The organism is Flavobacterium sp. N2038 (assembly GCF_025947185.1).
Classification (GTDB): domain Bacteria; phylum Bacteroidota; class Bacteroidia; order Flavobacteriales; family Flavobacteriaceae; genus Flavobacterium.
Genome location: NZ_CP110001.1, coordinates 2,828,103 through 2,851,514 on the forward strand (window position 1 = coordinate 2,828,103; position 23,412 = coordinate 2,851,514).

Consider the following 23,412-nt stretch of genomic DNA (forward strand, 5'->3'; position numbering starts at 1 on the left):
ATTCTATGTTTGATCTTAACAATCAAACTCTATTTTATGAAAAAAAAGTACTTAATTATTCCCATGTTATTTTCGGTTTTTGTTGTAAATGCACAAAATGACAACTCTGAGAATGAGAAAAAAAATGAATTAAAATTAAATGTAATACTCCCTCTAATTGGCAGTTCAGTTGAAGGAACTTATGAAAGAAACTTAAACAGTAAGTCATCCCTGGGTGTTACGGGTTTATATGCATTTAATGATAGCAAAAACGAGGATATGAATTACTCTGTATCGCCCTATTACAGAAGATACTTTGGAAAGAAATTTGCTTCTGGCTTTTTTGCCGAAGGATTTGGAATGTTAAGTTCAATTGATGGAAAAAAAATATACACATCAGAAGATCATTCAATTTACACAGAGAATCCCGATGTTATTGATTTTTCACTTGGAATTGGTTTAGGAAGTAAGTGGGTTACCAAAAGTGGAATTATATTTGAAGTTAACGCTGGTTGGGGAAAACTATTATTTAATGCTGATAAGACTGATCATACCCAAGTTGCAAGATTTGGCTTTCATGTAGGCTATAGATTCTAAAACAATAATTGAATACTTTTTTTTGGAACGTCTAGTATAATGATTACAATTCCTGACACTCCACAAAAAAACTCCTTAAGAAATTAAGGAGTTTTTTTTTATTTTTTATTGCCCTGAATACATGCTATAAATGAATTATTCTATATTCTATACTGCACACATTAGAGCAATTCTTTTAATACTTTTTTACCATTTTCATTATCCGGATTTAATTCAACCGATTTTTGATACATCTTAATTGCATCCTCTTTTTTACCACTTTGGAGTAATGCCTCCCCATAGCTATCATATATATTTGAGCTATTTGGAAAAATTAATGCTGCTGCAGCAAATGTTTGCAAAGAATTGTCTGTTTTTTGAAGTCTAAGAAATTGATACCCCAATCTATTAAAATCTCTTTCTGTGGCTTCGTAGCTGTCTGGCTTTTTTAAATATTCTTCAATTAACTGATTTGCTTTTTCTTTGTTCCCACTTTCAAGCAAACTGCCATAAACTCTCGAAAGGCTTTGCAAAGGCATTTTATAAGGCTTATTATCAATTAATTTCAAAACTTCATTGGCTGTAACAAAAACCGGACTTGCTGTATTAGACAGCAAAACAACAGTCTGGTTTCTAGTAATATTATGCATCAAAATTGACGTAAGTCCGGTATTGAGCCCATCGTGAAAAACTATTTTTTCATTACTATCATTAGTGTATATCTGCCAGCCCAAACCATAGGCAATCTCTTTATCTTCAAAGCGATAAGAAGCAATTTTTCCATCATTAAGTTTTGACGGTGTCAGCGCTTCTTCTAATTCTTTCTTGTTTAAAATCTGATAACTAAATAATGCTTTTTGGTACTTCTGTAAATCTACAGCCGTGCTTACAATACCACCGGGTCCATAGAAATTGCTTTTCTCATCTATTAAAAGAGTTTCTTTTAAGGTTTGAACATTTACTACGTTCGTCGAATAAAAGTTTGGATAAGTGTACAATTCTACTTGATTCTGTTCTTTTAACTTTCTATTCTTAGGGAGAAATGAATCTTTCATTTTAGCAGGGCCGAAAATATTTTGCGCTAAATAATCTCTAAAATCAATTCCTGTTATTCTTTCTACTATTAATGCAGCAAGACAGAAATTAACATTATTATATTCCCATTTGTCTCCCGGAGCAAATGAAAGCGGAACTTTATTTTCAATTAATGCCGGTATAATATCTTCATTAGAGAAAATTTTCTCCGGCTTTTCTTTTATTGCATTATCAAATAAACGGTAGTATTGCGTCAATCCGGAAGTATTGCTTATCAGATGTTTAATACTAACATTTGGATAAGGAAAATTCAGAAGATATTTCTGCACCGGATCATCAATATTCAATTTTCCTTTTTGTTTAAGCTGCAATATGGCTACCGCAGTAAACGTTTTTGAGATGGATGCAATTGGAAATTGAGACTTTTCATTGATTTTTTCTTTCTTCTCGATATTAGAATATCCATAAGAATTAGAAAAGGTGTTTTCTCCTGATTTAGCAATTAATACACTGCCATTAAAAAGATTATTTTTAGCAAGTGCTGAAAAGAAATCATTTATTTCTTGTCCGGAAACTTTACAGCTCAAGATAAATGCTACTAAAATAAGAACAATTTGTTTATTCATTTTTGATTGATTGATTGATTGATTGATTGATTGATTGATTGATTTGCAACTAAGATATGAAATATTATTACTACAACTAATTTTTAGATTTATATCTGCCAGAAGTTAAGCAGTAAGGATGCTGTGGGTTTTGAATCCGGATTTAATTCCAGTAGTACATTTTATAGTTCATTTAAAAAAATCACAGGTACTACACCTTCAAACTACCAAAAAGAGTGATTTCCAGTCCGAAATTATAAATCCGTACTCCTGGATTATTAACTCAGACCGATTTAAAATTTACTCCATATAATTTTGAAAAACATTTTTAAAACCATTAAAATCAACGTTTATGAGAAAAATCTTTTTCACAATTCTATTTGCATTAGTATCAAATTTATCTTTTTCACAATCCGAACAATCTCTTATTGAAAATTGTATTCAAAACTATATTGTGGGTACTTCTTACAATAAGCCTGACAGCATTAGCAAGGCTTTTTATTCTGAAGCCAATCTTTTTCTAAGCCACAAAGAAAAACCTTTATGGATAGTTCCGGCTTCAGAATATGTCACCTGGTTTCAAAAAGGCAATCAAGGAGAATTTAATGGTCGAATAGGAAAAATCATTTCTATAGAATATTTTAATGATATCGCTATTGCAAAGGCAGAAATTCTCATTCCTCAAAGAAAACAAGAGTTTATGGATATGTTTCTTCTCAAGAAAATTCAGGGCGAATGGAAAATAATTAGCAAATCGGCAAGTAGTAAAACAAGCAATAAATCCGGTAAAAAAATATTATTCATCGTTTCCAATGCTCATTATTACGGAAATTCAACAATTCCAACAGGAAATAGTTTTGCCGAAATCGTAAACGCTTATGATACCTTTGCAAATTCAGGTTATACTGTTGATTTTGTAAGTCCAAAGGGCGGCGATATTCCTTTAGCCTATATTAATACTTCTGATAGTTTGCAAAAAAAATATTTATATAATCCAGATTTTATGTACGCCATAGAACATACTGCAAGCCCTAAAGAAATTGATTATAAAGCATACAGCGCTGTTCATTATATTGGAGGCGGAAGCGCCATGTATGACGTTCCTGAAAACCTAGGCATTCAGCGCATTACTATGCAAGTATATGAAGATAATAACGGTATTATTTCTTCGGTATGCCATGGAACAGCAGGTATTGTTAACTTGAAAACCAAAAACGGGAAATTCCTGGTTGAAGGAAAAAAAGTAAGTGGTTATCCGGACTCTTTCGAAAAAAAAGATGGTGAATACTTTAAACACTTTCCGTTTTTAATTCAGAAAACAATTGAAGAAAGAGGAGGGGAGTTTAAATTTTCCAAGAGAAATGAATCTTACGTTGAACAAGATGGCCGAATTGTTACAGGGCAAAATTTTCAATCATCAAATCGTGTTGCCTTAAAAATTATCGAATTAATTGAGAAAAGTAATTAGAATGATTTGTCTGGTTAACAAATATCTTTGAAATCTTGAAGAAAATGGTTCGTAAGGACCAGAAAAAAACTCCTTAATTTCATAAGGAGTTTTTGTATTTTTAATATTTATGAATTTTAGAAGTTTAAATATTACTTGAAAAATTCGTCATAACCTTCTTTCCTGGATTTTTGATACTTTTCAATGTATGCATCTAAAAAGCCACTTTGTTTTAAAAACTGTATTGGATCTTTTATATTCAATATTTCATCAATTGCTTTTTGTTTGTCTTTTTGTTTATTAAAATAAGATTCGGTTATTTTATAACCAATCCAATATCCTAAATCATTTGGTCTGTCATCTTTTTTAGAGGTTCCATACAACCAATCTTGATAATCTGCATTTTTTAATCTGGTTACAAATTCCTGACATAATTTATCCTGGTTTTGTTCTCCGTATTTATATTCAAATTTATTTATGGATTCACCTGAAATAAGTTCGCCAATAAAATCTGCACCTCCTTCAAGTAAACTCCATTTTAGCAGCATATCTTTTCCTGTTATATTTTGCTGATAGTGAATAAGCTCGTGTGCAATTAAGCCAGAAACACCATCCAGGTTTTTAAGCATTTCAGTTCCAATAATAATTCCATCAGGAGAAGAAGTTCCTCCGGAATTAAATCTCCCATAGACAAAATAAATTGGCGGAAATTTTGCTTTCGGATACCAATATTTTAATGCACTATAAATGGCTCTTACTCTCTTTTCTTTGGATGAAATTCCGTCTAAAACATTTCTAGAAGGTTCGTAATCGGCTTTTCTTCTCTTTACAACTGCAAAAAGAGAATCTGCGTTGATTATCCTGTTTTCGGTAAATCCTTTAACTCCCGGAGAACCTTTTTGCATATATTCAATAAAGGGATTCTGTTTTAATTTCTCCATTTTGTCAAATGCTTCCCAAAAATTTTTTGAATCTTTTGTTTCAAAAACGGCATCTAAAGGATTATCAGAGAAATTGCTTTGTCCAAAAAGGAAATTAGAAAAAACAACAAAAAGTGTGGTAAGAATAAGATTTAGTTTCATATACAATGTGTTTACTTCTGTAACGTTAAATTTTTCAAATTAATACTTCCACACTGAATTTCCTTATCTCTAACTTTATAAAAAAGATTTTGCCCTTTTAAACTGAGTTCTGTTCTTAATACATCGTATTGATCTCCTCCAATTAAACGTAGCGCTACGATATAGAAAGCACTGGATTCTTTTGGATTAATAGTCCTTTTTAAAGAAGATGGTTTACCAATATTCTTATCAAAAAAAGGATCTAAATTTGTCAGTCCATAATTAAATAAGGATATTTTTTCTGTTGTCATCGTGTCAGATGGGATCAAAGTTTTATAATATTTACCGGGTAAAGACGGAATCTCATAGGAATCTGGAGGAAAATCAATTTTCAATTCAAGAGGATTAGTTGTTTCATTGGTTATTCGTGTCCAAAATACAGCATAAACATATTCATGACCATTGGGATCCGTATATCTTTTCCCTCCTTTTGGTAAACTGTTTTCTATTATTAAGCTTGTGCCTTTAGAATCCTTATACTCATATTTGGTATAAATGAATTTACTAGCAGCCAATTGTTTTTTGTTTTCGGTATTTTTTACGGAATCTAAAGTTTTTATATCAACTGTAACTTGCGTTGATTTCTTATCTTGCTTACAAGAAAATAATCCCATTGCAACCAAAATCAATACTAGTATTCTTTTTTTCATATTTTTAAGCTTGTGTTAAACACCATTATAGTACTGTTTATGAATGTAAAAGACATTTTTTCTTATTGGACTAAAGTAATGAAATTAACAAAATAAAACTGAATCTATAAATGAAACAGTCAGCCAGTATTTTTCGAAACATTTTTTCATTATTAAAAATTCATTTGAGAATGTATATAGAATTGTTTCTATATTAGCACTCATTAATGTCTGATGCTTACTTGAGTTATTTGCTTTTTAAAAGAAAGAGCAAAAACTTACGTTATAAAAAAGTTCAAACAATTTTTAATACCCAAATCTAAAAATGAAAAAAAAACTAGTTCCTCTTTTATTTCTATTTACTGTTATAAATATTTTTAGTCAAACAGCAACTACTTCAAAACCAACCGAAAACAATACTCTGCCACTTCATGATGTAGTTAGTAACAAAGTTATAAGTCCGCTTAAAAAAGTTCCTTTAGATGAAGCTTCGCTCTTAATTTATGATTACGACGGAAACCTTTTTTCATATGATTTAGAATCTGAAACAATTGTCTGGACTGTAAAAGCTTCAGACGCTCAAACTGAAATGTGTGCAAATGCTGTTACACTACATGATGGCGTTGTTTACGTTCCGTTTGTAAATGGTGAAATTTTTGCTATTGATAATCAAAGCGGTGATATTTTTTGGAAATCAAGAATAGGCAATATTAAAGATCAAATTGTACTAAAAGATCAAACTCCAATTGTTACTAATGGAAAACTGTATATAAATGCTCAAAATGGCAGTCTTTATGCTCTTAATACAAAAGATGGGAGTTTAGCCTGGAGTAACAAGCTGGATTCTCCAAACAACGATATTCCGGTACTCTTTTTTAATAATAAGGTCTTTGCTTCAGGCGGAATGAATTTCTACATTTTTGATGCTAATACAGGAAAAATTATCAGCCAAAAAAGCTTTGAAGGTACAATGCACTCAAAAACAGTAACAGATGGCGAAAATATATTTACAGCAAATGATAAAGATTTACTTTTTGCTTTAACTCCTGATAAGTTAGATATTATATGGCAGTTTAAATTAGAGGAAAATCAATATAATATCAAGGAACGCATATTATGTAAAGACAAAAAAGTATACTTTGCCGCACAAGGCGAAACGGTTTCTTCTATATACGCGGTTGATTCAAAAACAGGAACTCAAATATGGAAAAGAGACTTTAAAGATGATAATGTAGAATACATTACAGAGCTAGATGACAATATTTGGGGATACACACGTAAGGGAAAACTTTTTCAACTTGATATATCAAACGGTGAAATTGCATTTGAACAAAAATTAACTACTCAGCCCATTTCAAATATTGAATTTCCTGTTGACGACAGCTTATTTTACTACTGTGATGCAGGTTTAGTTAAATTTGATTTGAACACTAAAGACGAGGATATGTATTATATGCGAACTTCTATTAAAGAAAATATCTATAGTGCATTTCTAAAAATAATCAGATAACACAATATAGTAGTTACCCAACAAAAAGCTCCTTAAGAAATTAAGGAGCTTTTTTTATGAAAATTAAATTCGGGATTCTGTTTTTGTTGCATGAAAAAGCTATAAATCCCGAGTAAATCAAATTATTTCTCTCCATAAATTACCCAGGTACTTGAATCAATTACAACATTTCCATCTGGAAATTTCTGATTGACTTTGGCATACGTTTCAGTTTTTATTTTTTCTTTCATTTCATCACTTGCAGAATCAAGTGCTGCAACAATTGGAGCAGCAACTTCAGTTAGCATTCCCCAATAAGCATCGACTGTTTTGCAGTTTAGTTTTCCTGTTACTTCGACCTGAGAAACATTTCTCAATCCCGCTTGCAAAAAAATATTTGAGATAAATCCATCTTCAGCACAACGAAATATTCCTGGTGAACCGGCAGGCGGGGGCTGGAGTTCCAGATTTTTATTAATTGTTCCCATTGTAGCTGTGATCCAAAAATTCTTTTCTGGTATATTCCACACAGCGGTTGCAATTTTCCCTCCCGGTTTCAGAACCCGAACCATCTCGTTGGCTGCTAATTGCATATCAGGAAAAAACATAAATCCAAAACGGCAACTTATAGCGTCAAATGTATTATCCTGAAATGGCAATTCACATACATCGCAGGCAACAGTTTCTACATTTTTAAGCCCTTTTAACACCGTATTTTCCTGTGCTATTTTCAACATATCCTCAGCAAGATCTGTAATTACAACCTTACCATCTGGCAATTTTTCTGCAATTGTTAATCCTGGTTCTCCTGTACCAGAGGCAATGTCAAGAATAAAATCATTATTTTTTGGATTTAGTAATCGAATTATTTCATCTCCCATAGGTTTAAAAAAATCCATTACAAGATCATCCCATTTCTTCCAGCCTCCAGAAAATTTGTTCCAGGACTGTTTTTGCTGATTGCGAATTTCTTCTAGGTGTTGTTCCATTTTCTTAAATTTTGATGTTCTATAATTGTTTGAATTTTTCCCAAGTGAGTTTGGGATTTAATCAACGTAACTGCTCCGGAAGTGATTAGGCAAATAGAAATCTAAACGAAATTTATAAATATGACAGAAGTTAATGCTTTGTAATAACAAAGATAACAAATACTCAAGCACAATGTACTGATTATTAATTACTTGATACATTTATTTTTATATAAATTAGTTTGCAGAAAATCATTAACATACCATTTGATTTTGGCTCATTTAAAATATCTGAACTATTTTATTCTTCAACAAAAAGAAAAGCACCTGTATGCACAGATGCTTGCTAATTTTAATCTAATTCTGGTGTTCCTATTTTACAGAATGCTATATTATATACTCGCTTTTATTCGTTCTGTGATCTCGTCAATGGTTCCAAGACCATCAAAAGTCAGCACATTTAGCTTTGACTTCATATATTCTATGGCTGGCCTTGTAGATTCTTCAAAAACTTCGATACGTTTTATATGAATCTGAGGGTCTTTATCGTCTTTGCGGTTTGAAGTTTCGGCTCTTACTTTTGCCCGGATTAATAATTCAGATTTTGGAACATCGATATTTAGAACTTTACCAATTTTCATGTTTTTTGACTGAACAAGTTCAAGTAAATCATCAACCTGTGGTTTTGTTCGAGGGTAACCGTCCAGAATAATTCCGGTTTTTGATTTATTCTCGTCCAGTATTTTGCTAAAAAGGTCTTTCATTATAGCATCAGGAACTAAATTTCCTTTTTCTTCATATTGAGACATTATTTTGCCTATTTCTGTTTCTTTTTGTTTTTCTTCCCTGCATTTATCTCCTGTAGAAATATGCTCAAAACCCAAAATTTCTTTTAATACATTGCATTGCGTTCCTTTTCCTGAATATGGAGGTCCGGTAATTATTAATATTTCCATTTATATAAGTTGTTTTTTAAAACAATTTGTACAGATCTGTAAAGAACTGTTCTATTAATTTTGTGAGTCTACAAACCAATTGTAATTAAATGTATTCTATTCTGAACACTCATTTATTCTTGATTCAAAAATATTTAGTAATCGGTCAATTTTACTTTCCAAATCAATGTAAAAATCTCCATCAGTATCAAAATAGATTTTATTTAGATTTGAAAAATACCAATCCTGATAATCTTCATAAAACATATAAACATTCCACCAGTCTGATTGTTTTGCTTTAGGAAATTCTTCTTTGACCATTTCTAATAATTTAGAATCTTTTACCTGTTTATTACTGGAATTAGCAAAACCTATTATAAGTGCTGAATAATTATTTCGTTCAAAATTCAATCGAAAATTAAGATTCCTTTTCGCAAGATTCTCCGTCTGAAAAGATATTAAAAGCCCTTTGTCTTTTGAAAAATTAATAGTTTCTATATTTATAAAACCTTTTCTTTCAAACAGTTCTTTAATTTTTTTAACTATTTCAAATATTATTACCTTTTTCAAATCCTTATGGAGATCAAATAGTGTTTTATAAGCCAAGAGACTATTTTTATCTTTTAAAATTCTTGTTATAATATCCTGATTCATTTTTTTGTTTAAATTTTGATGCGTCAACTTTTTAAGAAGATATATATACTGAGAGATTGTTTCTCTTAATATGGGAACATTAACTGCTTCTTTCTTGCAATCTTCCAACCATTCTATAACATCAAATTCATAAGATAATCTATCGTAAATTCCAACAGCACTTTTCTGAGAACTTTCGTCTCCAAAAAGAGTTAAATAAAATAATTTCCCGTGAGGAAATGCATTTTTATATCGCAAAAGTTGATTCTTCTGCTCAATGGCATATATCTTATTCTCGATCATAATGACATTATTATCATCATCTTTAATAAGAATGTCAATCCTGCCACCTTTTTCTTTTTCAACTTTCCCAATATAATATTCAATCGTAACTTTACTCTTTTCCGGAATGAAAGAATGATCTTGAACAAAACGGTTAATAAACAAACGTAAAAATTTATCTTTTTGTCTGTGTCGTCCTTTTCGATCTAGCAGTTCACCAATAAATCTTGAGTGTGTAGCAACTTCATCAGATTCTACCTTAAGAATCGAAAAAATATTAAAGTTTTCTCCTGTTGCATCAGCTACTCTTTTAAATGATTCAGATATTGTTTGTATCTCATTTAAAAGTTGGCTAACTCCTAATAAATCTTCCATTTAGTGTTATATAAATCCCCAAAACAATCTTTTAAATCGTCTAAAATTAAACTTAAAAGATCAATTTGATAATAAGCTTTTATCCTTAAGCGAATATAAGAAACAGGATTTTAAAAAGTTTAAATTAAAATTTAATATTATATTCTTCGGCAATATCAGTCCAGTCATTTTTCCAGTTTTTTTCAAAACAAATATCTGCTTTCTCCCAGTCTTCCTCATCCCAATCTTCTCTTTCATCTATTAATTTTAATTCTTCAGATTCGATTTTTTCTATAAGAAATAGCAAAAAATGGTCAAAATTATCTGCTATAACAGAAATTGGCTCAGGATCACCAGCTGGCAAATAAAGTATTTGTCCAGCTAAACCTTGTGTCTCTGGATCAAAATCTATGCATAAAAAATTTCCTGAACCATCATGTCCAAAAGGAATCCTTTTATCTGAATATAACGTTTTTTTAATCTTATCTTTTTGCGTAATTCCTTCCGGAGTACAATAGGGACTATTTTTAAAAAATTCCCACTCTTGCTTAACTTCTTCAATATTCAGATATCCGAAACCAGCCATAAAACAAAGAATGCGTTTTTCACCATTATATGTTTGCAACAAGTCAGTATAAGATTCAGGTAGTTTTTGACCAATAAAGTTTTCTAAATCTTTTATCTCATTACTAGTTGCTCCCACATTCATGAACTCGTCCAGAATATCCAGTTTACTTTTAAATAGCCCGATTAATCTTTTTACTAATTGTGTTTCCATTGTAAATCGTTCTCTTATTTTTTATTCCATTTATTGCTTAAATATTTCCTTACCGGAATATCATACATCACCATAACCAAATAGGCAAATCCAACTAATAATATAACAGCAGGAACAACAATAAAGGTTAGTTGAGTTGCATCTGGTTTATTGTTTGTGAAATAATTTCCAAACATCCACAATACCGCATAATGCGTCATATACAAAGGATAGGAGATATTTCCTGAAAAGACACAAGCCCTTTTGAGAGCAGGTTTTAAAACAGCGCCCGCTCCTAAAGCAATCAGAAACGGAAAGTAAAATAAAATTACCAACGGCTCTGTCAGCCAGTTCCATTCTGAAAATGGCATAATAAAAGCCAATAACAACAATGCTGACAAGCTAATAAAGCCCAGGTTATTTTTTATGATCCAGTTTGAACGATAAATAAGTAATCCGGCCAGAAAAGAATACGAAATTCGGGCGCAGCCATCCCAAAAAGTTGGCCCGCTCCAGCCTCCTAATAAATTTCCGGAATTGTATCCTACATAACAAATAGCAACAGCAGAAAGTATCGTTAAAATCAACAAATAATTTCGTTTAATGCGGAGTAAGATAAATGCATAGGCAATATTAGCAACATATTCCCAAAACAAAGACCAGGCCGGCGCATTGAAACTAAAGAGATTAAAACCACGATCGGCAATTACAGGCAGCGGAATCATGAATAATGAACAGATAAATACCAGAATGATTTTGCCTGCACTGTACAACTCTAAATGACCACCAAACGGATCAAATAAAAAGGCCAGTAATCCTAATATCGATCCTGCAACAACCAGAGGATGAAGTCTGATGATTCGGGCAAGAAAAAATTTACGAAGTCCTATTTTTGCAATACGATCATCATAAGCATATCCAATTACAAAACCCGAAAGACAAAAGAAAAAATCAACAGCCAGAAATCCGTGTCCGATAAAATTCTGACTCGGATCTGTAAAAATCCATTCCATAAAATGAAAAACTACTACCGCGAGAGCAGCAATTCCTCTTAATCCGTCAAGAATTTCAAAATGTTGTTTGGTTTGTTGAATTGTCACAGAGTTTTGGCTTGTAGTCATTAAAGTAATAGTTATAAAATTAGGTTTTATAAGGCATAACCGCCTGATTTGGTGTTGTCGCAAATTATACAAATTAGCAGTAAAATCAAAATATCAGGTTCATTAGATCGTAACTTTACTTAAAGGGCTTAAAATTAATTCAGTAACTTAGCTGTAAATCAATTCAAATAAAACTAAAGCTATGAAAACTAAAATGATATGGGGAAACTTGGTTACGCATGATTTGCAACAAACAATTCAATTTTACACCAATTTGGGATTCAAACAGAATGGTCAGGAAACAGCTGAACTGGTCAGTTTTATTTTTGCCGAAAATAATTTCATTATCAACTTTTTTGTGGCCAAAAGGTTTGAAAACGCCTTAAGAGGTAAATTATCAAATAGTAGAACAGAAAACGAAATTATATTTTCTCTATCTGCCGAAAGCAGGGAAGATGTAGATAGTTGGTATGAAAAAGTGAAACAAATTGGCGGAACTATTTTTTCTGAACCGGAAAATTATGAAGTTGGTTACACCTTTGGTTTTGCCGATCCTGATGGTCATAAATTTAACTTTTTGTACTGGCCCGGAATGTAATTTAAACCATTTGCAAAAAAACGTAATCCACCAAATTTCCTTAGAGTTTGGTGGATTACTCGTTTTATTCCAGCTTAAACCTTTGTTTTCTGCAATCCAGTATAAGTTTCTGATTCAGAAAGAGTTTGTTACCAATCATTCCCTGCATTCCGGAACGTTTCATTAGAAAGTTCTGCAATTTTGAAGTTCCTTCAATATACGTTACTTCAGAAAGTTGTAATTGCTTATTTCCAAATTGTATTTTATGATTTGCCGACGAAGAAACTACTTTTAGTGCATTTCCCCAGGAGTTCCCTTTTTCTGTCTTTATACGTCCTTTTTTGTTTTTATACTTTTGCCATTCCTCTTTGTTTACGATCAATTCATAACCGCTTGTTCCGGAATCGTAGAGCAATTTTAAGTTTTGGTTTTCAATTTTAGCAGGAAAAAGAATCTTACGTTTTTTAAATTCAAATGCTGTAAACCCATTTGTTTGTAAACTTTCGATAAATGAACATCGGCTATTTTTAAAATCAAGAACAATTGTTCTCTTTTCTAATAAATCTGTTCCAATAGTTCCAATAATATTTTCTACAGCTGGGTTCTCCAAATCAGCTGTAGTACCATAATCCAGTAATTCAAAATTTTCAGAAGAAATTTTCAGATCATTTATTGCCAAATGCAATGAAATCATATTATCATTTGCATTAAAATGAATTTGTTTTTGAAATTTTTGCTGAATAGATTCAAGTGATTTTTTGTAAAGAACCGTTACTGGTGAACCAAAATCTAACTGCATGTAAAACTTTTGATCAATCCCTTTGATTTGAACAGGCAACAGGAGCGCTGCATTTGGGTTTTCCTGATCTGAAACCCATTTTAAAGCAATGTTATTTGCTCTTCCGGAAACCTTCAGGTAATTCTCAGGTGGTGTAAATTTTCTGTCAAAATAAAAATATCCGCCAATTAATGACAGAATAAAAACGACTATTATAGCCAACAAGATTTTCTTAATAATTTTCATTGCATTTTTTGATGCAAGATTCGGTATTAAGAGCGAATTTATTGGTAAAACCGATATGACATTTATACGTCAATTACGTGTCAGTTATTATAACAAATTGAATTTTAAATTAATATACAGCGTTGAATTCTGATTTAAGCTTAACCCATTTTTAAAAACCACAAAGATGTTTATACTTTTAAATAGTACTAAAAACACTAAGAAAAGAGGAATCTGAAATGCTTTTTGGATAAAAGGACTAACAATTAACAGGATCGAAAGAATAACAGAGTATATAATCTGAAAACTCAAAATGTTTTTTCCAAGTTCTTTTGCTTCCGGTTCTTTACTTTTATAAGTTAAGATAGAGGGAAAAATAATATTGCCAAAAGGGATAATAAGAGAAGACAGCACCGAAATATTAATCAGTTTAACGCGATTAATTATGGCACTTTTAGAATTAGTTTGTACAAGACTTTCAGGTTCGACTTCAAATGTTTTTGCAAGCGTTTTAAGCGTAAAACCTTTAGGTATGTTTCCTGCTTCGATTCTTTGGATCGTTCTTAAAGAAAGACCTGATTTTTCTGCAAGTTCAGTTTGAGTAAGATGTTTTTCCTCTCTCAATAGTTGAACTTTTGTTTTCATGGTATTACTGTTTTTATTATTAAATGTGCTTTTCAGGAATTTTCTAAACGGGTTCCCAAAGTTCTATTTTATTGCCATCTGCATCTAATATATGTACAAATTTACCATAATCATAAGTCACAATCTCATCTAGTACTGTTACACCATTTTCTTTTAATTTGCTTATCAGACCTTCAATATTCTGAACTCTGTAATTAACCATAAATTCTTTTTTTGAAGGCGAAAAATAGGCGTCATCTTTTTTAAAAGGACTCCATTGCAAAATTTCTTTCGATTCAGGATCATTAATATTTCTGGATTCAAAAGTAGAACCCCAGTCATTAACTTCAAATCCTAAATTTTTAGCGTACCATTCTCTGGTTTCTTTTGGATTATCCGAAAAAAAGAAAATACCGCCAACCCCTGTTACTTTTGGTGTTTTGTCTGATGATTTATTTTGATCTTCCATACTAATTATATTTTTACTTAGTCTCTTAAACTTTTATGTAGCTAATATAAAACTATTTCAAAGTATTTTTTGGATAGAATGATTAAAAAATGAATGCTTTATAAAATTTAAAGCTTTCTTAAATTGATTTGACCGAACGGCTTAGTTGTTGTAAATTAGCTATATACAAATATTAAAATCGATAAAATATGAAACCAAACAAGATATTTACAGGTCTGATATTCATTTTGACATTGTCGGTTACAGCACAAAAGAAAATTGAAATATCAGAATTACCTAAAGAATCGCAGCAATTTCTTAAGCAATATTTTAGTCATACCAGCGTTGATATAGCCAAGAAAGATGCTGAGCACGGTGAAAAAGGTTACGAAGTTATACTAAAAGACGGAACTGAAGTTGAATTCTGGAAGGATGGTTCATACAGAGAAGTTGATGGTGAAGACAAGCCAATTCCAACAGGATTTATTTCAAAAGAAGTTAAAGAGTATGTATCAAAGCATTATCCAAACGAAAAAATCACTCACATCGATTATGGTCATAAAGATCTGGATGTTGATTTAACAAATAATATAGATCTGGAATTTACCAAAGACGGAAAAATTCTAAAGGATAAAAAGAATAAAATCCAGTAAAATTTATCTTCTCAAAATACTTTAAACCTTCAATTTCCTGAGATTTTGAAGGTTCACTTTTTTAAATTCAGGGGTAAACTTTTTACAAAGTGTATAAAGTTTACACATGCAGCTTTTAGCCCAATATCGCTAAACTACTCATAGTCACTTCTAAATCATATTGGCACGGGGCTTGTAAAATGGGATATCGTCCTTTTCTGTTTCGAAATTACTTTTAATCGATTTTACAACGATTAATTAAAATTTCAGACAGAAAAGTCGATCAAAAATAAAAGCCATTTTAAGATAAAAGCGATAGCCCAAATGAAAAGTGAAACAATTATTTCAGAACAATTTTATTCTGCAAACAACAATTTAAGTTCAAAAGAAAATCTAAACAATCCCGTTTTTACGGTTAGCAATACAGCTTCAAGAAAAATTAGTAAAAAAACTTCAAATCCGATTGGTTCTTTAGTACTTGCAGGTACTTTTTTACTAATGCTTGCGGGAGCTTTTTCAGTCTATATTTTTCAATCCGATTTTGATCAATTTCAACTAGACAGAATAAATTCGGCATGGGGATTACCTTTTCTAATTCTTGCAACCGTATTATTCTTTTTCCAGACCGGTTCATTTTTGTACAATTTGTATCTGTATTTCCGCTACAAACCAATTGAGTCTGTATCTGATGAATTATTGCCAACATGTACTGTAATTGTACCGGCATATAATGAAGGAAAATTAGTTTGGGATACTTTACTAAGCCTTGCTGACAGCGATTTTCCGGAACAAAAAATGCAATTATTAGCCATTGATGATGGAAGTAAAGATGATACCTGGTACTGGATGCAACAAGCTAAAATAAAGTTAGGCGATCGTTTAACGATTTTTCAGCAACCGGAAAATAAAGGAAAACGCCATGCTCTATATCGTGGATTTGAACTTGGAACAGGAGAAATTTTTGTAACAGTTGATAGCGATTCGATTGTAAAGAGAGATACGCTTCGAAATTTAGTAAGTCCATTTGTTGTCGATGAAAAATGTGGTGCAGTAGCAGGAAATGTTCATGTTTTAAACAACAAAAAGGCATTGTTGCCAAAAATGCTAAACGTAAGTTTTGTAATGAGTTTTGAGTTCATGCGTTCTGCCGAAAGTATGTTAGGATCTGTACTCTGTACACCCGGAGCGGCAGCGGCTTACAGAAGAGATGCTGTTTTTGCTTGTCTTCCGGAATGGATCAACCAGACTTTTATGGGACAACCTTCTGATATTGGAGAAGACAGAGCGATGACGAATATGATTTTAAAACAAGGACTTCATGTTTTGTTTCAGAGAAATGCTTACGTTTTAACCAATGTACCAGAAGAATACAAAGGTTTATATAAAATGTTTATAAGATGGGGCAGAAGCAATGTCCGTGAGAATATCATGATGGCACAGTATGTTTTTAAAGATTTTAGAAACGAATCAAAATTTGGAGCCAGACTTTTATTCCTGAATCAATCTTTAAAAATCGTTATGGCATATCCATTTTTATTGTTCATGCTGTATTTTATTGCCATTCATCCAATATTATTTTTAAGCTCAACGCTTTTAAGCATTTTTATTGTTTCGAGTTTCTCGGTATTGTTTTATGCCAAAAGATACAGCTTGTCTGAAGCTTTCTGGGCATATTCATATAGTATATTTTATACTTTTAGTTTATTCTGGATTACACCTTACGCCATTGCAACAGCAAACAAAAAAGGCTGGCTAACCAGAGGATTATAATACGATATAATTGCAGTCAAATAGACATAAAAAAAACTCCTAATAATACATTTTAGGAGTTTTTCAATTTTCTTTATTTGGTTATGCAACTGTTTAAGAAACTAAAACTATTGTTTAGATTTTCTTAAAAGTTAATTTAACTTCTTTGGTATCCAAAATTAACTGATCCTTGGTAATTGTACTTTCGCATGGCCATGGGGTTCCGGTTTCATCTTTAATTACTAAACTTTTTCCTTTTTTGGTTAAAGCATAAGTACCATCAGTAATCTCTCTAAGTAAATATCCGGTTACATGACCATCCTCCGTAAACGTTAACGTTCCGTTTGTCATAATCACATTTTTTGCTGAGTCAGAAAGGGGGGTTTTGGCTTCAACTTCTGTAACTTTCCAGGAATCTACTAGTTCATTTCTTTTTGCTTTGTTGCATGAAATAATTAATACTGCTGATAATAAAACTCCGAAGATAAATAATTTAGATTTTTTCATGATTCTGTGATTAAAAATTAGACAGGAAAAGTTACAAAAAAAAACTATATTCAAAACACTTGTAATCAAATATTTATAAATACTTTCCTGATAAATTCAAAAAACCGCCCAAAAATCAGGTTTTATCTAACAAACTGGCAATAAACAGAATAAACATTCAGAGTTTTATTGTTTATAAAAAACAAATTTTACACTTATTTCCGGAGAAAAAATAGAAACCGGTATAGTGATAGATTTTAATTAAGAGTCAATTCTCCTAAAATTTCTTCGTACAAAAATGGTCCTCCCGGGTATTTGGCAGTATAATCCAGATTCATCCAGACCTGGCCACGTTCATCAATATGGTAATGGATTTTTTTGCCACTACTTTCTTTTACAAAAAGCACATTTTTTATAAGGTAATTGACCTTTTCTAAGTCAATAAGAGAACCAATTAATATTTCAGGATAAATATGCCCTTTTGTATGAATAAGCCTTGGTGTTCCGCCAATTGAGCGTATAGCTGCAGCCATTAATATCGAATGATCATCACAATCTCCGGAAAAATATTCAAGCGATTCGCTGGCTGTTGCAATATAATCACCTTCTTTAGGATCATTTACATAATTCCATCGACTATTAATTTCTTTAAATACCGCAAAACACTGAATTGTTGTACGATAATCAGAATATCCACGAATACCTTTAAAATACTTTGTTGTTGCCATTATAGCAAAATTTCGAACCTTTGGATTCTGGTATTCAATCGCATTTACAATTTTTGATTTGTTTGGAAAAGGAAGAAGCTTAGCTACAATTATATCTTGCGGAAAAGGATTGTCTGACATAGTATAAATCATAGAATTATAATCTTCAGAAATCTCACTAAAACCATAATTCCCTATAACAGTTCCATAAAACAATATCAATAAATACACTGCAACACATAATATAATTATGGTTCGCAATAACATCAACAAAAAGAAAATAGTAGCAAATACCAGTATAAATATAATGACGCGATCTAAATTGAAAGACCAATTCAGATCACGCAGATTTTGATGCAGAATGATGAAAATAGGAATTGTAATCAAAAGACTCAACAGCATAATAATAATCCTATCCCAAGGTGATTTCACCTGTAATTTGGATTTTAATTGCGGAAAGTCAATTTTTGGGAATTTCATCATAAGAATTAAAAGCAGTTTTTAAAGCGCTTTTACCGTTTCAACAAAAGTACTCTTTTTCTCAATAATTCCCAGATCAAATAATTGATTTTGAATTTTGACAAATGCTTTTTCTGTTACGTTTTTTTGAGACCATTGTGTTAATTTTAGCCATTCCTGGATATCTTCGACTTTTTGATTAAAAAGATCCGCCAAAGTCTTATCGATTTCCGGAATTTCGGCAAAATCAACTGTTGTTTTGTTTATAATCTCAAGAACTTTCTCTACAATTTTAGGATTCTTTTTCAGAAACTCATCACGAACTGTAATCACAAATGATGGCCATGGAGTAGGACAGTCGCCAACACGTCTAAAAATTCCTTTATCTACAAGTGGTTTGGTCATAAAACGTTCCCACATAAAATAATCTGCGGTCCCGTTTGTTAAAGCTTCTACAGCTCCATTTATTGTATTTATAATTTCAAATTCTAAATTATCAGTTTCCCAGCCTTGCTCGTGTGCATTTACATAAGCCATTAACTGCGATCCCGAACCTAATCTTGAAATGGCAACTTTTTTATTTTCTAAATCTTTTACAGCATGAAAATCTGATTTTGCAGCAACATGAATTCCCCAAATTAAAGGTGACTGTACATAAATCTGAACAATTTTACTTGGATTCCCCGCTACGATATCTTTTATAATTCCTTCGGTTAAAATAACAGCCATATCGGCTTCTCCGTCTCGCAGCATCTGGCACATTTTACCAGTACCTTCAGGAATATCTTTCCATTGTAAATCTATATTTTCGGCTTCAAATTCACCATTTTCAATGCATAGATGCCATGGCAAATTGAAGTGTTCAGGAACACCAACAATTTTTACAGTTTTCATTCTAGTTTAGTTTAAGTTAAGTCTGGTATAGGTAACGTATATTTGGATGCTTAGTTTTTTAATAAATCTGTTCGGTGTTTGTCGGACAAACATGGCTCTGCATACTCTATAATTTCTTCTGATTCGTAATCATTCAAAACGCTTCGCACAATTGAATAATCAAGATCTCTGTGTACTTCAACGGCAATAAAATTATCGTTTAATCCTTCAGACAAACAACTTATTGCTTTTAGCTTTTCTCTGATAATTTCCCTATCATATCCTTTTTCTAAAATTAGAATCTGAATGATCGAATTTCCTGAGTTTTCAATTGTTTCTTTGTAAACAAAGCGTTCTTCCTTTTCATCAAATTCCGCATAGAATAAATCTTCTGTAGCAATTAGTGGCCCAAAAAACGGAATATTATCCAATTTAAAAAGTCCTTTTTCCAAATCTATAATTTCAGCCCACATGGTTTCTGAAACATTATCTTCTAAATAATTACTATAGTACTTAAATAAGATTTTTTTGTGTGTTTCCTGCATTATTAAATTTCGCTTATTACAGCTTTTAGTGGTGATATTACAATACGATAACCATCCGGATCCAGAATCATTTTTCCGTTTTCATTCCAAAAAGGATTGATTGCAGTTATAGTTGAAATATTATGATGTATTAATTTGTTTATAAGATCATTATAATCTGAAATTGTTTTAGGATATAGCACGATTACGTCTTCTTCATCAAAGTTTAGTTTTGCTTTAGAATCTGATTGTGTAAATTCAAAATGCCAGTCTAAACCTGATTTTCCAATAAAAAGGCCATCGTAATTATTATGATTCTGAAAACCGCCTAATTGCTCAAAGCCTAAAACATCGACGTAAAAATTTTCAATCGCTTCCAAATTATTAGTATGACGCGCTACTCTTAAAAACATATTCTACGATTTTATCTGATTAATATGATGCTCTAAATGTTCGACATAATTGGTCATGAAAAACTTTAAATCCATTACAGACTGATCCGCTAAAACAATCTTGTGATCTACAGCCTTGTCCTGAGCGCTTTTTACAATTCTAATAATTTGTCTGTTTAATATAAACCATAATTGCGTCAGCTCATTAATATCCATTGCCTGATATTCTTTTAAGTTTACCTGGGTTAATGAATTGAAAGACTCATTTTTAGAAGGTTTTGCAAAATGGTTAATTTCTGAAAAACGCACCAAATTATGAACTACAGAATCTGTTAAATGCCCTAAAATTTCTTTTTTCGACCATTTTCCGGGAATTCTTTCTTGCAATTTTTCCTGACTAATTGTTGGAAAATAAACAACATTTTCGTTCAGTAATTTTTCAAATTTAAGAATAGCGTTTTGCATGAATTACCTAATTTTTAAATTGGCAAATTATCTTCATTAATTTCCTGCCAGTTTGTTCAGTGTATAACTAATCAGTTCATCAACCGCTTTATAAGGATCTTCACTAAAAGTCCCTGAAGCACGATTTGCTATAATAGCATTTAAAGATAAGGCATTATGTCCTAACAGAGAAGAAAGTCCATAAATTGCTGCTGTTTCCATTTCTAAATTAGTTATTCTGGTACCGTCAAAATCAAAATTATCCATTTTATTGTTTAATTCTGCATCCTGAATATTTAAACGCAAAACGCGTCCTTGTGGCCCATAAAAACCTCCGGCAGTTGCGGTAATTCCTTTAAAAATACGATCAGATTCTATAATTTTTTCTAATTTTTCTGAGCATGCAATAGCATAAGGTTTTCCTTTACGAATGTCCCAATTGGTATGCTGAACAAAAGCATCCTCGATGGCATGATTTGAAACTTCATCAATTAAATAGGAGCGAAGCATATTATCCAATCCAAGTCCAAACTTTGACATTACAAAACTATCTACCGGAATATCAGCCTGTAAAGATCCTGAAGTTCCAATTCTGATGATATTTAAAGAAGTTAGATTTTCCTTTGGCTGACGTGTAGTTAAATCAATATTTACTAAAGCATCAAGTTCATTAACCACAATATCAATATTATCCGGACCAATTCCTGTTGACATTACCGTGATTCTTTTGCCTTTGTAAATTCCCGTTTGGGTTTTAAATTCTCTTTTTTGGGTTGAAAATTCTATTGAATCAAAAAACTGAGTAATTTTTTCTACTCTGTTCTGATCTCCAACAAATATTATATCATGTGCAATATGTTCCGGGCGAAGATTTAAGTGGTAAACACTTCCGTCGGGATTAAGTATTAATTCTGATGCTTGTATCATTTTTTTTCTTTAAGATTCTGAGGTTCTAAGTTACAAAGGTTTTCTGTAGAGGCGCACAGCAGTGCATCTTTTTTATGCTCACAGATTTAACGGATTGAACAGATTGTCACAGATTTTTATTTTAAGGTTATGTTTTTTTTTGAAATTCCAATTTTTGAAATTCCAAATTCCAAAATTTTAATCGCAAAGCTTTGTATTTAAGCGTTAGCAATTGGAATTTGGAATTTTAAAATTTGGAATTTAACCACCTACACGCTTTGTTTTAAATCCTTTTTCTTTTAGGATAGCCATAATTTTATCGCGATAATCACCTTGTATAATAATTGAATCGTCTTTAAAAGTACCACCAACACTAAGTTTTGTTTTTATTTCTTTGGCCAGAATTTTAAAATCTTCATCAGATCCTTCATAACCTTCGATTATTGTAGTTGCTTTTCCTTTGCGTTTTTCAAATTTACAAATCATCGGTTCTTTCTGAACATACAATACATGTTCCTGTTCCTGAACCTCTTCCGGCTCATTTGATTCTACGTGATCTGGAAATAAATTTTTTAATTGATCTTTAAAGTCCATAATTTTTTATTCTAAAAAAAAAAAATCCAATAAATATAGTTTGTAAAAATTAAATTCCAAATCCCAAAAGGTTGAATTGGAATTTGGAATTTAAAAATTTTAAGATTTAAAAAGGTTACTTTTTTATTAACCCTAAATCTACTAAACGTTCGTATAAGTAGTCACCTGCTGTAATATCCTCAAATTTCTTTGGATTTTCAGCATCAATGCAATTTTCTAAACAATCCAGACGCATATCGCTTACAGGATGCATAAAAAACGGAATTGAATAACGTGAAGTTCCCCATAATTCTCTTGGTGGATTTACCACTTGGTGAATTGTTGATTTTAATTTGTTGTTGGTATGTCTGGATAACATATCCCCAACATTAATAACTAATTCATCATCTTCAGCAATAGCATCAATCCAGTCTCCATCATGATTTTGAACCTGAAGTCCTTTTCCTTGTGCCCCCATTAAAAGTGTAATCAAATTGATATCACCATGAGCTGCCGCGCGAATCGCATTTTCCGGTTCAGTAGTAATTGGTGGGTAATGGATTGGTCTTAAAATTGAGTTTCCGTCTTTTGCATAGTTATCAAAATAAAACTCATCTAAACCTAAATGTAAAGCTAAAGCTCTCAACACATAAACTCCCGTTTTTTCAAGCATTTGATAAGCTTCTTTACCAACAACATTAAAACGAGGTAATTCTTTTACATCAACATTTTCAGGATATTCTGATGCATATTTAGAATCTGCATCAACATATTGACCAAAATGCCAAAACTCTTTCAAATCTCCTTCTTTGCGTCCTTTTGCATGCTCTTTTCCAAAAGATACATAACCTCTTTGTCCGCCAATACCAGGAATTTCATAATTATGCTTAGTTTCTATTGGCAAGGCGAAAAATTTTCTAATTTCACCATAAAGCTCGTCTACTAACTGATCATCTAAAAAGTGACCTTTTAGGGCTACGAAGCCAATGTTTTCAAATGCACTGCCGATTTCATTTACAAATTTTTGTTTACGTTTCGGGTCGTCCGAAAGGAAATCACGTAAGTCTACACTAGGAATGTTTTGCATACTTTACATTTTTTATTT

The 23,412-nt window shown here is 31.6% G+C and carries 27 protein-coding genes; 7 read left to right on the top strand and 20 right to left on the bottom strand.

Annotated features, from left to right (window positions below):
* Positions 1-36 precede the first annotated feature (36 nt).
* A complete protein-coding gene (locus tag OLM51_RS12615) occupies positions 37-576 on the top strand; it encodes a DUF3575 domain-containing protein (protein WP_264550961.1) in 540 nt (179 codons plus the stop codon).
* 161 nt (positions 577-737) lie between these two features.
* Here the strand turns inward: OLM51_RS12615 and OLM51_RS12620 are convergent, their stop codons facing one another.
* Positions 738-2,216 (bottom strand): serine hydrolase, encoded by a 1,479-nt coding sequence (locus tag OLM51_RS12620; protein WP_264550962.1) that lies wholly within the window; start codon positions 2,214-2,216, stop codon positions 738-740.
* Between the two features lie 123 nt (positions 2,217-2,339).
* Between OLM51_RS12620 and OLM51_RS20460 the strand changes: the two genes are divergently transcribed.
* Positions 2,340-2,435 carry an AraC family transcriptional regulator gene (locus OLM51_RS20460; protein ID WP_413614522.1) on the top strand — a complete coding sequence of 32 codons (96 nt, stop codon included), beginning with the start codon at positions 2,340-2,342 and terminating at the stop codon, positions 2,433-2,435.
* Between the two features lie 112 nt (positions 2,436-2,547).
* Positions 2,548-3,663, top strand: a complete 1,116-nt coding sequence (locus tag OLM51_RS12625) for a nuclear transport factor 2 family protein (protein ID WP_264550963.1) — start codon at positions 2,548-2,550, stop codon at positions 3,661-3,663.
* Between the two features lie 131 nt (positions 3,664-3,794).
* On the opposite strand, the gene OLM51_RS12630 is transcribed toward OLM51_RS12625, so the two are convergent.
* Positions 3,795-4,724 (bottom strand): DUF2268 domain-containing protein, encoded by a 930-nt coding sequence (locus OLM51_RS12630; protein WP_264550964.1) that lies wholly within the window; start codon positions 4,722-4,724, stop codon positions 3,795-3,797.
* Between the two features lie 11 nt (positions 4,725-4,735).
* Complete coding sequence (locus OLM51_RS12635) at positions 4,736-5,413, bottom strand: hypothetical protein (protein WP_264550965.1); 678 nt, start codon at positions 5,411-5,413, stop codon at positions 4,736-4,738.
* Positions 5,414-5,717: 304 nt separating this feature from the next.
* On the opposite strand from OLM51_RS12635, the gene OLM51_RS12640 reads away from it, so the two are divergent.
* Positions 5,718-6,902, top strand: a complete 1,185-nt coding sequence (locus OLM51_RS12640) for a PQQ-binding-like beta-propeller repeat protein (protein ID WP_264550966.1) — start codon at positions 5,718-5,720, stop codon at positions 6,900-6,902.
* Positions 6,903-7,024: 122 nt separating this feature from the next.
* On the opposite strand, the gene OLM51_RS12645 is transcribed toward OLM51_RS12640, so the two are convergent.
* The 5 genes from OLM51_RS12645 to OLM51_RS12665 all read right to left on the bottom strand — a co-directional run bounded on the left by OLM51_RS12645 (position 7,025) and on the right by OLM51_RS12665 (position 11,931).
* A complete protein-coding gene (locus OLM51_RS12645) occupies positions 7,025-7,870 on the bottom strand; it encodes a class I SAM-dependent methyltransferase (RefSeq protein ID WP_264550967.1) in 846 nt (281 codons plus the stop codon).
* 371 nt (positions 7,871-8,241) lie between these two features.
* Positions 8,242-8,805, bottom strand: a complete 564-nt coding sequence (locus OLM51_RS12650; RefSeq protein ID WP_264550968.1) for an adenylate kinase family protein — start codon at positions 8,803-8,805, stop codon at positions 8,242-8,244.
* Between the two features lie 96 nt (positions 8,806-8,901).
* Positions 8,902-10,074: a PD-(D/E)XK nuclease family protein gene (locus OLM51_RS12655; RefSeq protein ID WP_264550969.1), complete on the bottom strand. Its 1,173-nt coding sequence runs from the start codon at positions 10,072-10,074 to the stop codon at positions 8,902-8,904.
* A gap of 124 nt (positions 10,075-10,198) precedes the next feature.
* Positions 10,199-10,831, bottom strand: coding sequence for an SMI1/KNR4 family protein (locus OLM51_RS12660; protein WP_264550970.1), 633 nt, complete (start codon positions 10,829-10,831; stop codon positions 10,199-10,201).
* Between the two features lie 14 nt (positions 10,832-10,845).
* Entirely contained in the window at positions 10,846-11,931 is a 1,086-nt protein-coding gene (locus tag OLM51_RS12665; protein WP_264550971.1) for an acyltransferase family protein, read from the bottom strand.
* 181 nt (positions 11,932-12,112) lie between these two features.
* On the opposite strand from OLM51_RS12665, the gene OLM51_RS12670 reads away from it, so the two are divergent.
* Positions 12,113-12,508 (top strand): VOC family protein, encoded by a 396-nt coding sequence (locus OLM51_RS12670; RefSeq protein WP_264550972.1) that lies wholly within the window; start codon positions 12,113-12,115, stop codon positions 12,506-12,508.
* A gap of 64 nt (positions 12,509-12,572) precedes the next feature.
* Here the strand turns inward: OLM51_RS12670 and OLM51_RS12675 are convergent, their stop codons facing one another.
* The 3 genes from OLM51_RS12675 to OLM51_RS12685 form a co-directional block, all read right to left on the bottom strand.
* Positions 12,573-13,511 carry a hypothetical protein gene (locus OLM51_RS12675; RefSeq protein WP_264550973.1) on the bottom strand — a complete coding sequence of 313 codons (939 nt, stop codon included), beginning with the start codon at positions 13,509-13,511 and terminating at the stop codon, positions 12,573-12,575.
* A gap of 87 nt (positions 13,512-13,598) precedes the next feature.
* Positions 13,599-14,135, bottom strand: a complete 537-nt coding sequence (locus tag OLM51_RS12680) for a helix-turn-helix domain-containing protein (protein ID WP_264550974.1) — start codon at positions 14,133-14,135, stop codon at positions 13,599-13,601.
* 43 nt (positions 14,136-14,178) lie between these two features.
* The gene (locus tag OLM51_RS12685; protein ID WP_264550975.1) at positions 14,179-14,583 is read right to left on the bottom strand and encodes a VOC family protein; all 405 of its coding nucleotides are present in this window, start codon (positions 14,581-14,583) and stop codon (positions 14,179-14,181) included.
* Positions 14,584-14,771: 188 nt separating this feature from the next.
* Here OLM51_RS12685 and OLM51_RS12690 point away from each other — a divergent pair, with 188 nt between their 5' ends.
* Together OLM51_RS12690 and OLM51_RS12695 are read left to right on the top strand one after the other, a co-directional pair.
* A complete protein-coding gene (locus OLM51_RS12690) occupies positions 14,772-15,215 on the top strand; it encodes a PepSY-like domain-containing protein (protein ID WP_264550976.1) in 444 nt (147 codons plus the stop codon).
* Positions 15,216-15,518: 303 nt separating this feature from the next.
* Positions 15,519-16,964: a glycosyltransferase gene (locus OLM51_RS12695; RefSeq protein WP_264550977.1), complete on the top strand. Its 1,446-nt coding sequence runs from the start codon at positions 15,519-15,521 to the stop codon at positions 16,962-16,964.
* 114 nt (positions 16,965-17,078) lie between these two features.
* On the opposite strand, the gene OLM51_RS12700 is transcribed toward OLM51_RS12695, so the two are convergent.
* The 9 genes from OLM51_RS12700 to OLM51_RS12740 all read right to left on the bottom strand — a co-directional run bounded on the left by OLM51_RS12700 (position 17,079) and on the right by OLM51_RS12740 (position 23,394).
* A complete protein-coding gene (locus OLM51_RS12700; RefSeq protein WP_264550978.1) occupies positions 17,079-17,450 on the bottom strand; it encodes a hypothetical protein in 372 nt (123 codons plus the stop codon).
* A gap of 236 nt (positions 17,451-17,686) precedes the next feature.
* Positions 17,687-18,619: a transglutaminase gene (locus OLM51_RS12705; RefSeq protein ID WP_264550979.1), complete on the bottom strand. Its 933-nt coding sequence runs from the start codon at positions 18,617-18,619 to the stop codon at positions 17,687-17,689.
* Positions 18,620-18,637: 18 nt separating this feature from the next.
* The gene (locus OLM51_RS12710) at positions 18,638-19,489 is read right to left on the bottom strand and encodes a substrate-binding domain-containing protein (protein WP_264550980.1); all 852 of its coding nucleotides are present in this window, start codon (positions 19,487-19,489) and stop codon (positions 18,638-18,640) included.
* Between the two features lie 50 nt (positions 19,490-19,539).
* Positions 19,540-20,013 (bottom strand): DUF4265 domain-containing protein, encoded by a 474-nt coding sequence (locus OLM51_RS12715; RefSeq protein WP_264550981.1) that lies wholly within the window; start codon positions 20,011-20,013, stop codon positions 19,540-19,542.
* A 2-nt stretch (positions 20,014-20,015) separates the two neighbouring features.
* On the bottom strand, positions 20,016-20,405 hold the full coding sequence (locus OLM51_RS12720; RefSeq protein WP_264550982.1) for a VOC family protein: 390 nt from the start codon (positions 20,403-20,405) through the stop codon (positions 20,016-20,018).
* A 3-nt stretch (positions 20,406-20,408) separates the two neighbouring features.
* Complete coding sequence (locus tag OLM51_RS12725; protein WP_264550983.1) at positions 20,409-20,849, bottom strand: DinB family protein; 441 nt, start codon at positions 20,847-20,849, stop codon at positions 20,409-20,411.
* A gap of 36 nt (positions 20,850-20,885) precedes the next feature.
* The gene (locus OLM51_RS12730; protein WP_264550984.1) at positions 20,886-21,755 is read right to left on the bottom strand and encodes a nucleoside phosphorylase; all 870 of its coding nucleotides are present in this window, start codon (positions 21,753-21,755) and stop codon (positions 20,886-20,888) included.
* Between the two features lie 240 nt (positions 21,756-21,995).
* Positions 21,996-22,328 carry a translation initiation factor gene (locus OLM51_RS12735; RefSeq protein ID WP_193845677.1) on the bottom strand — a complete coding sequence of 111 codons (333 nt, stop codon included), beginning with the start codon at positions 22,326-22,328 and terminating at the stop codon, positions 21,996-21,998.
* Between the two features lie 115 nt (positions 22,329-22,443).
* Entirely contained in the window at positions 22,444-23,394 is a 951-nt protein-coding gene (locus tag OLM51_RS12740; protein ID WP_264550985.1) for an isopenicillin N synthase family dioxygenase, read from the bottom strand.
* Between the last annotated feature and the right edge of the window lie 18 nt (positions 23,395-23,412).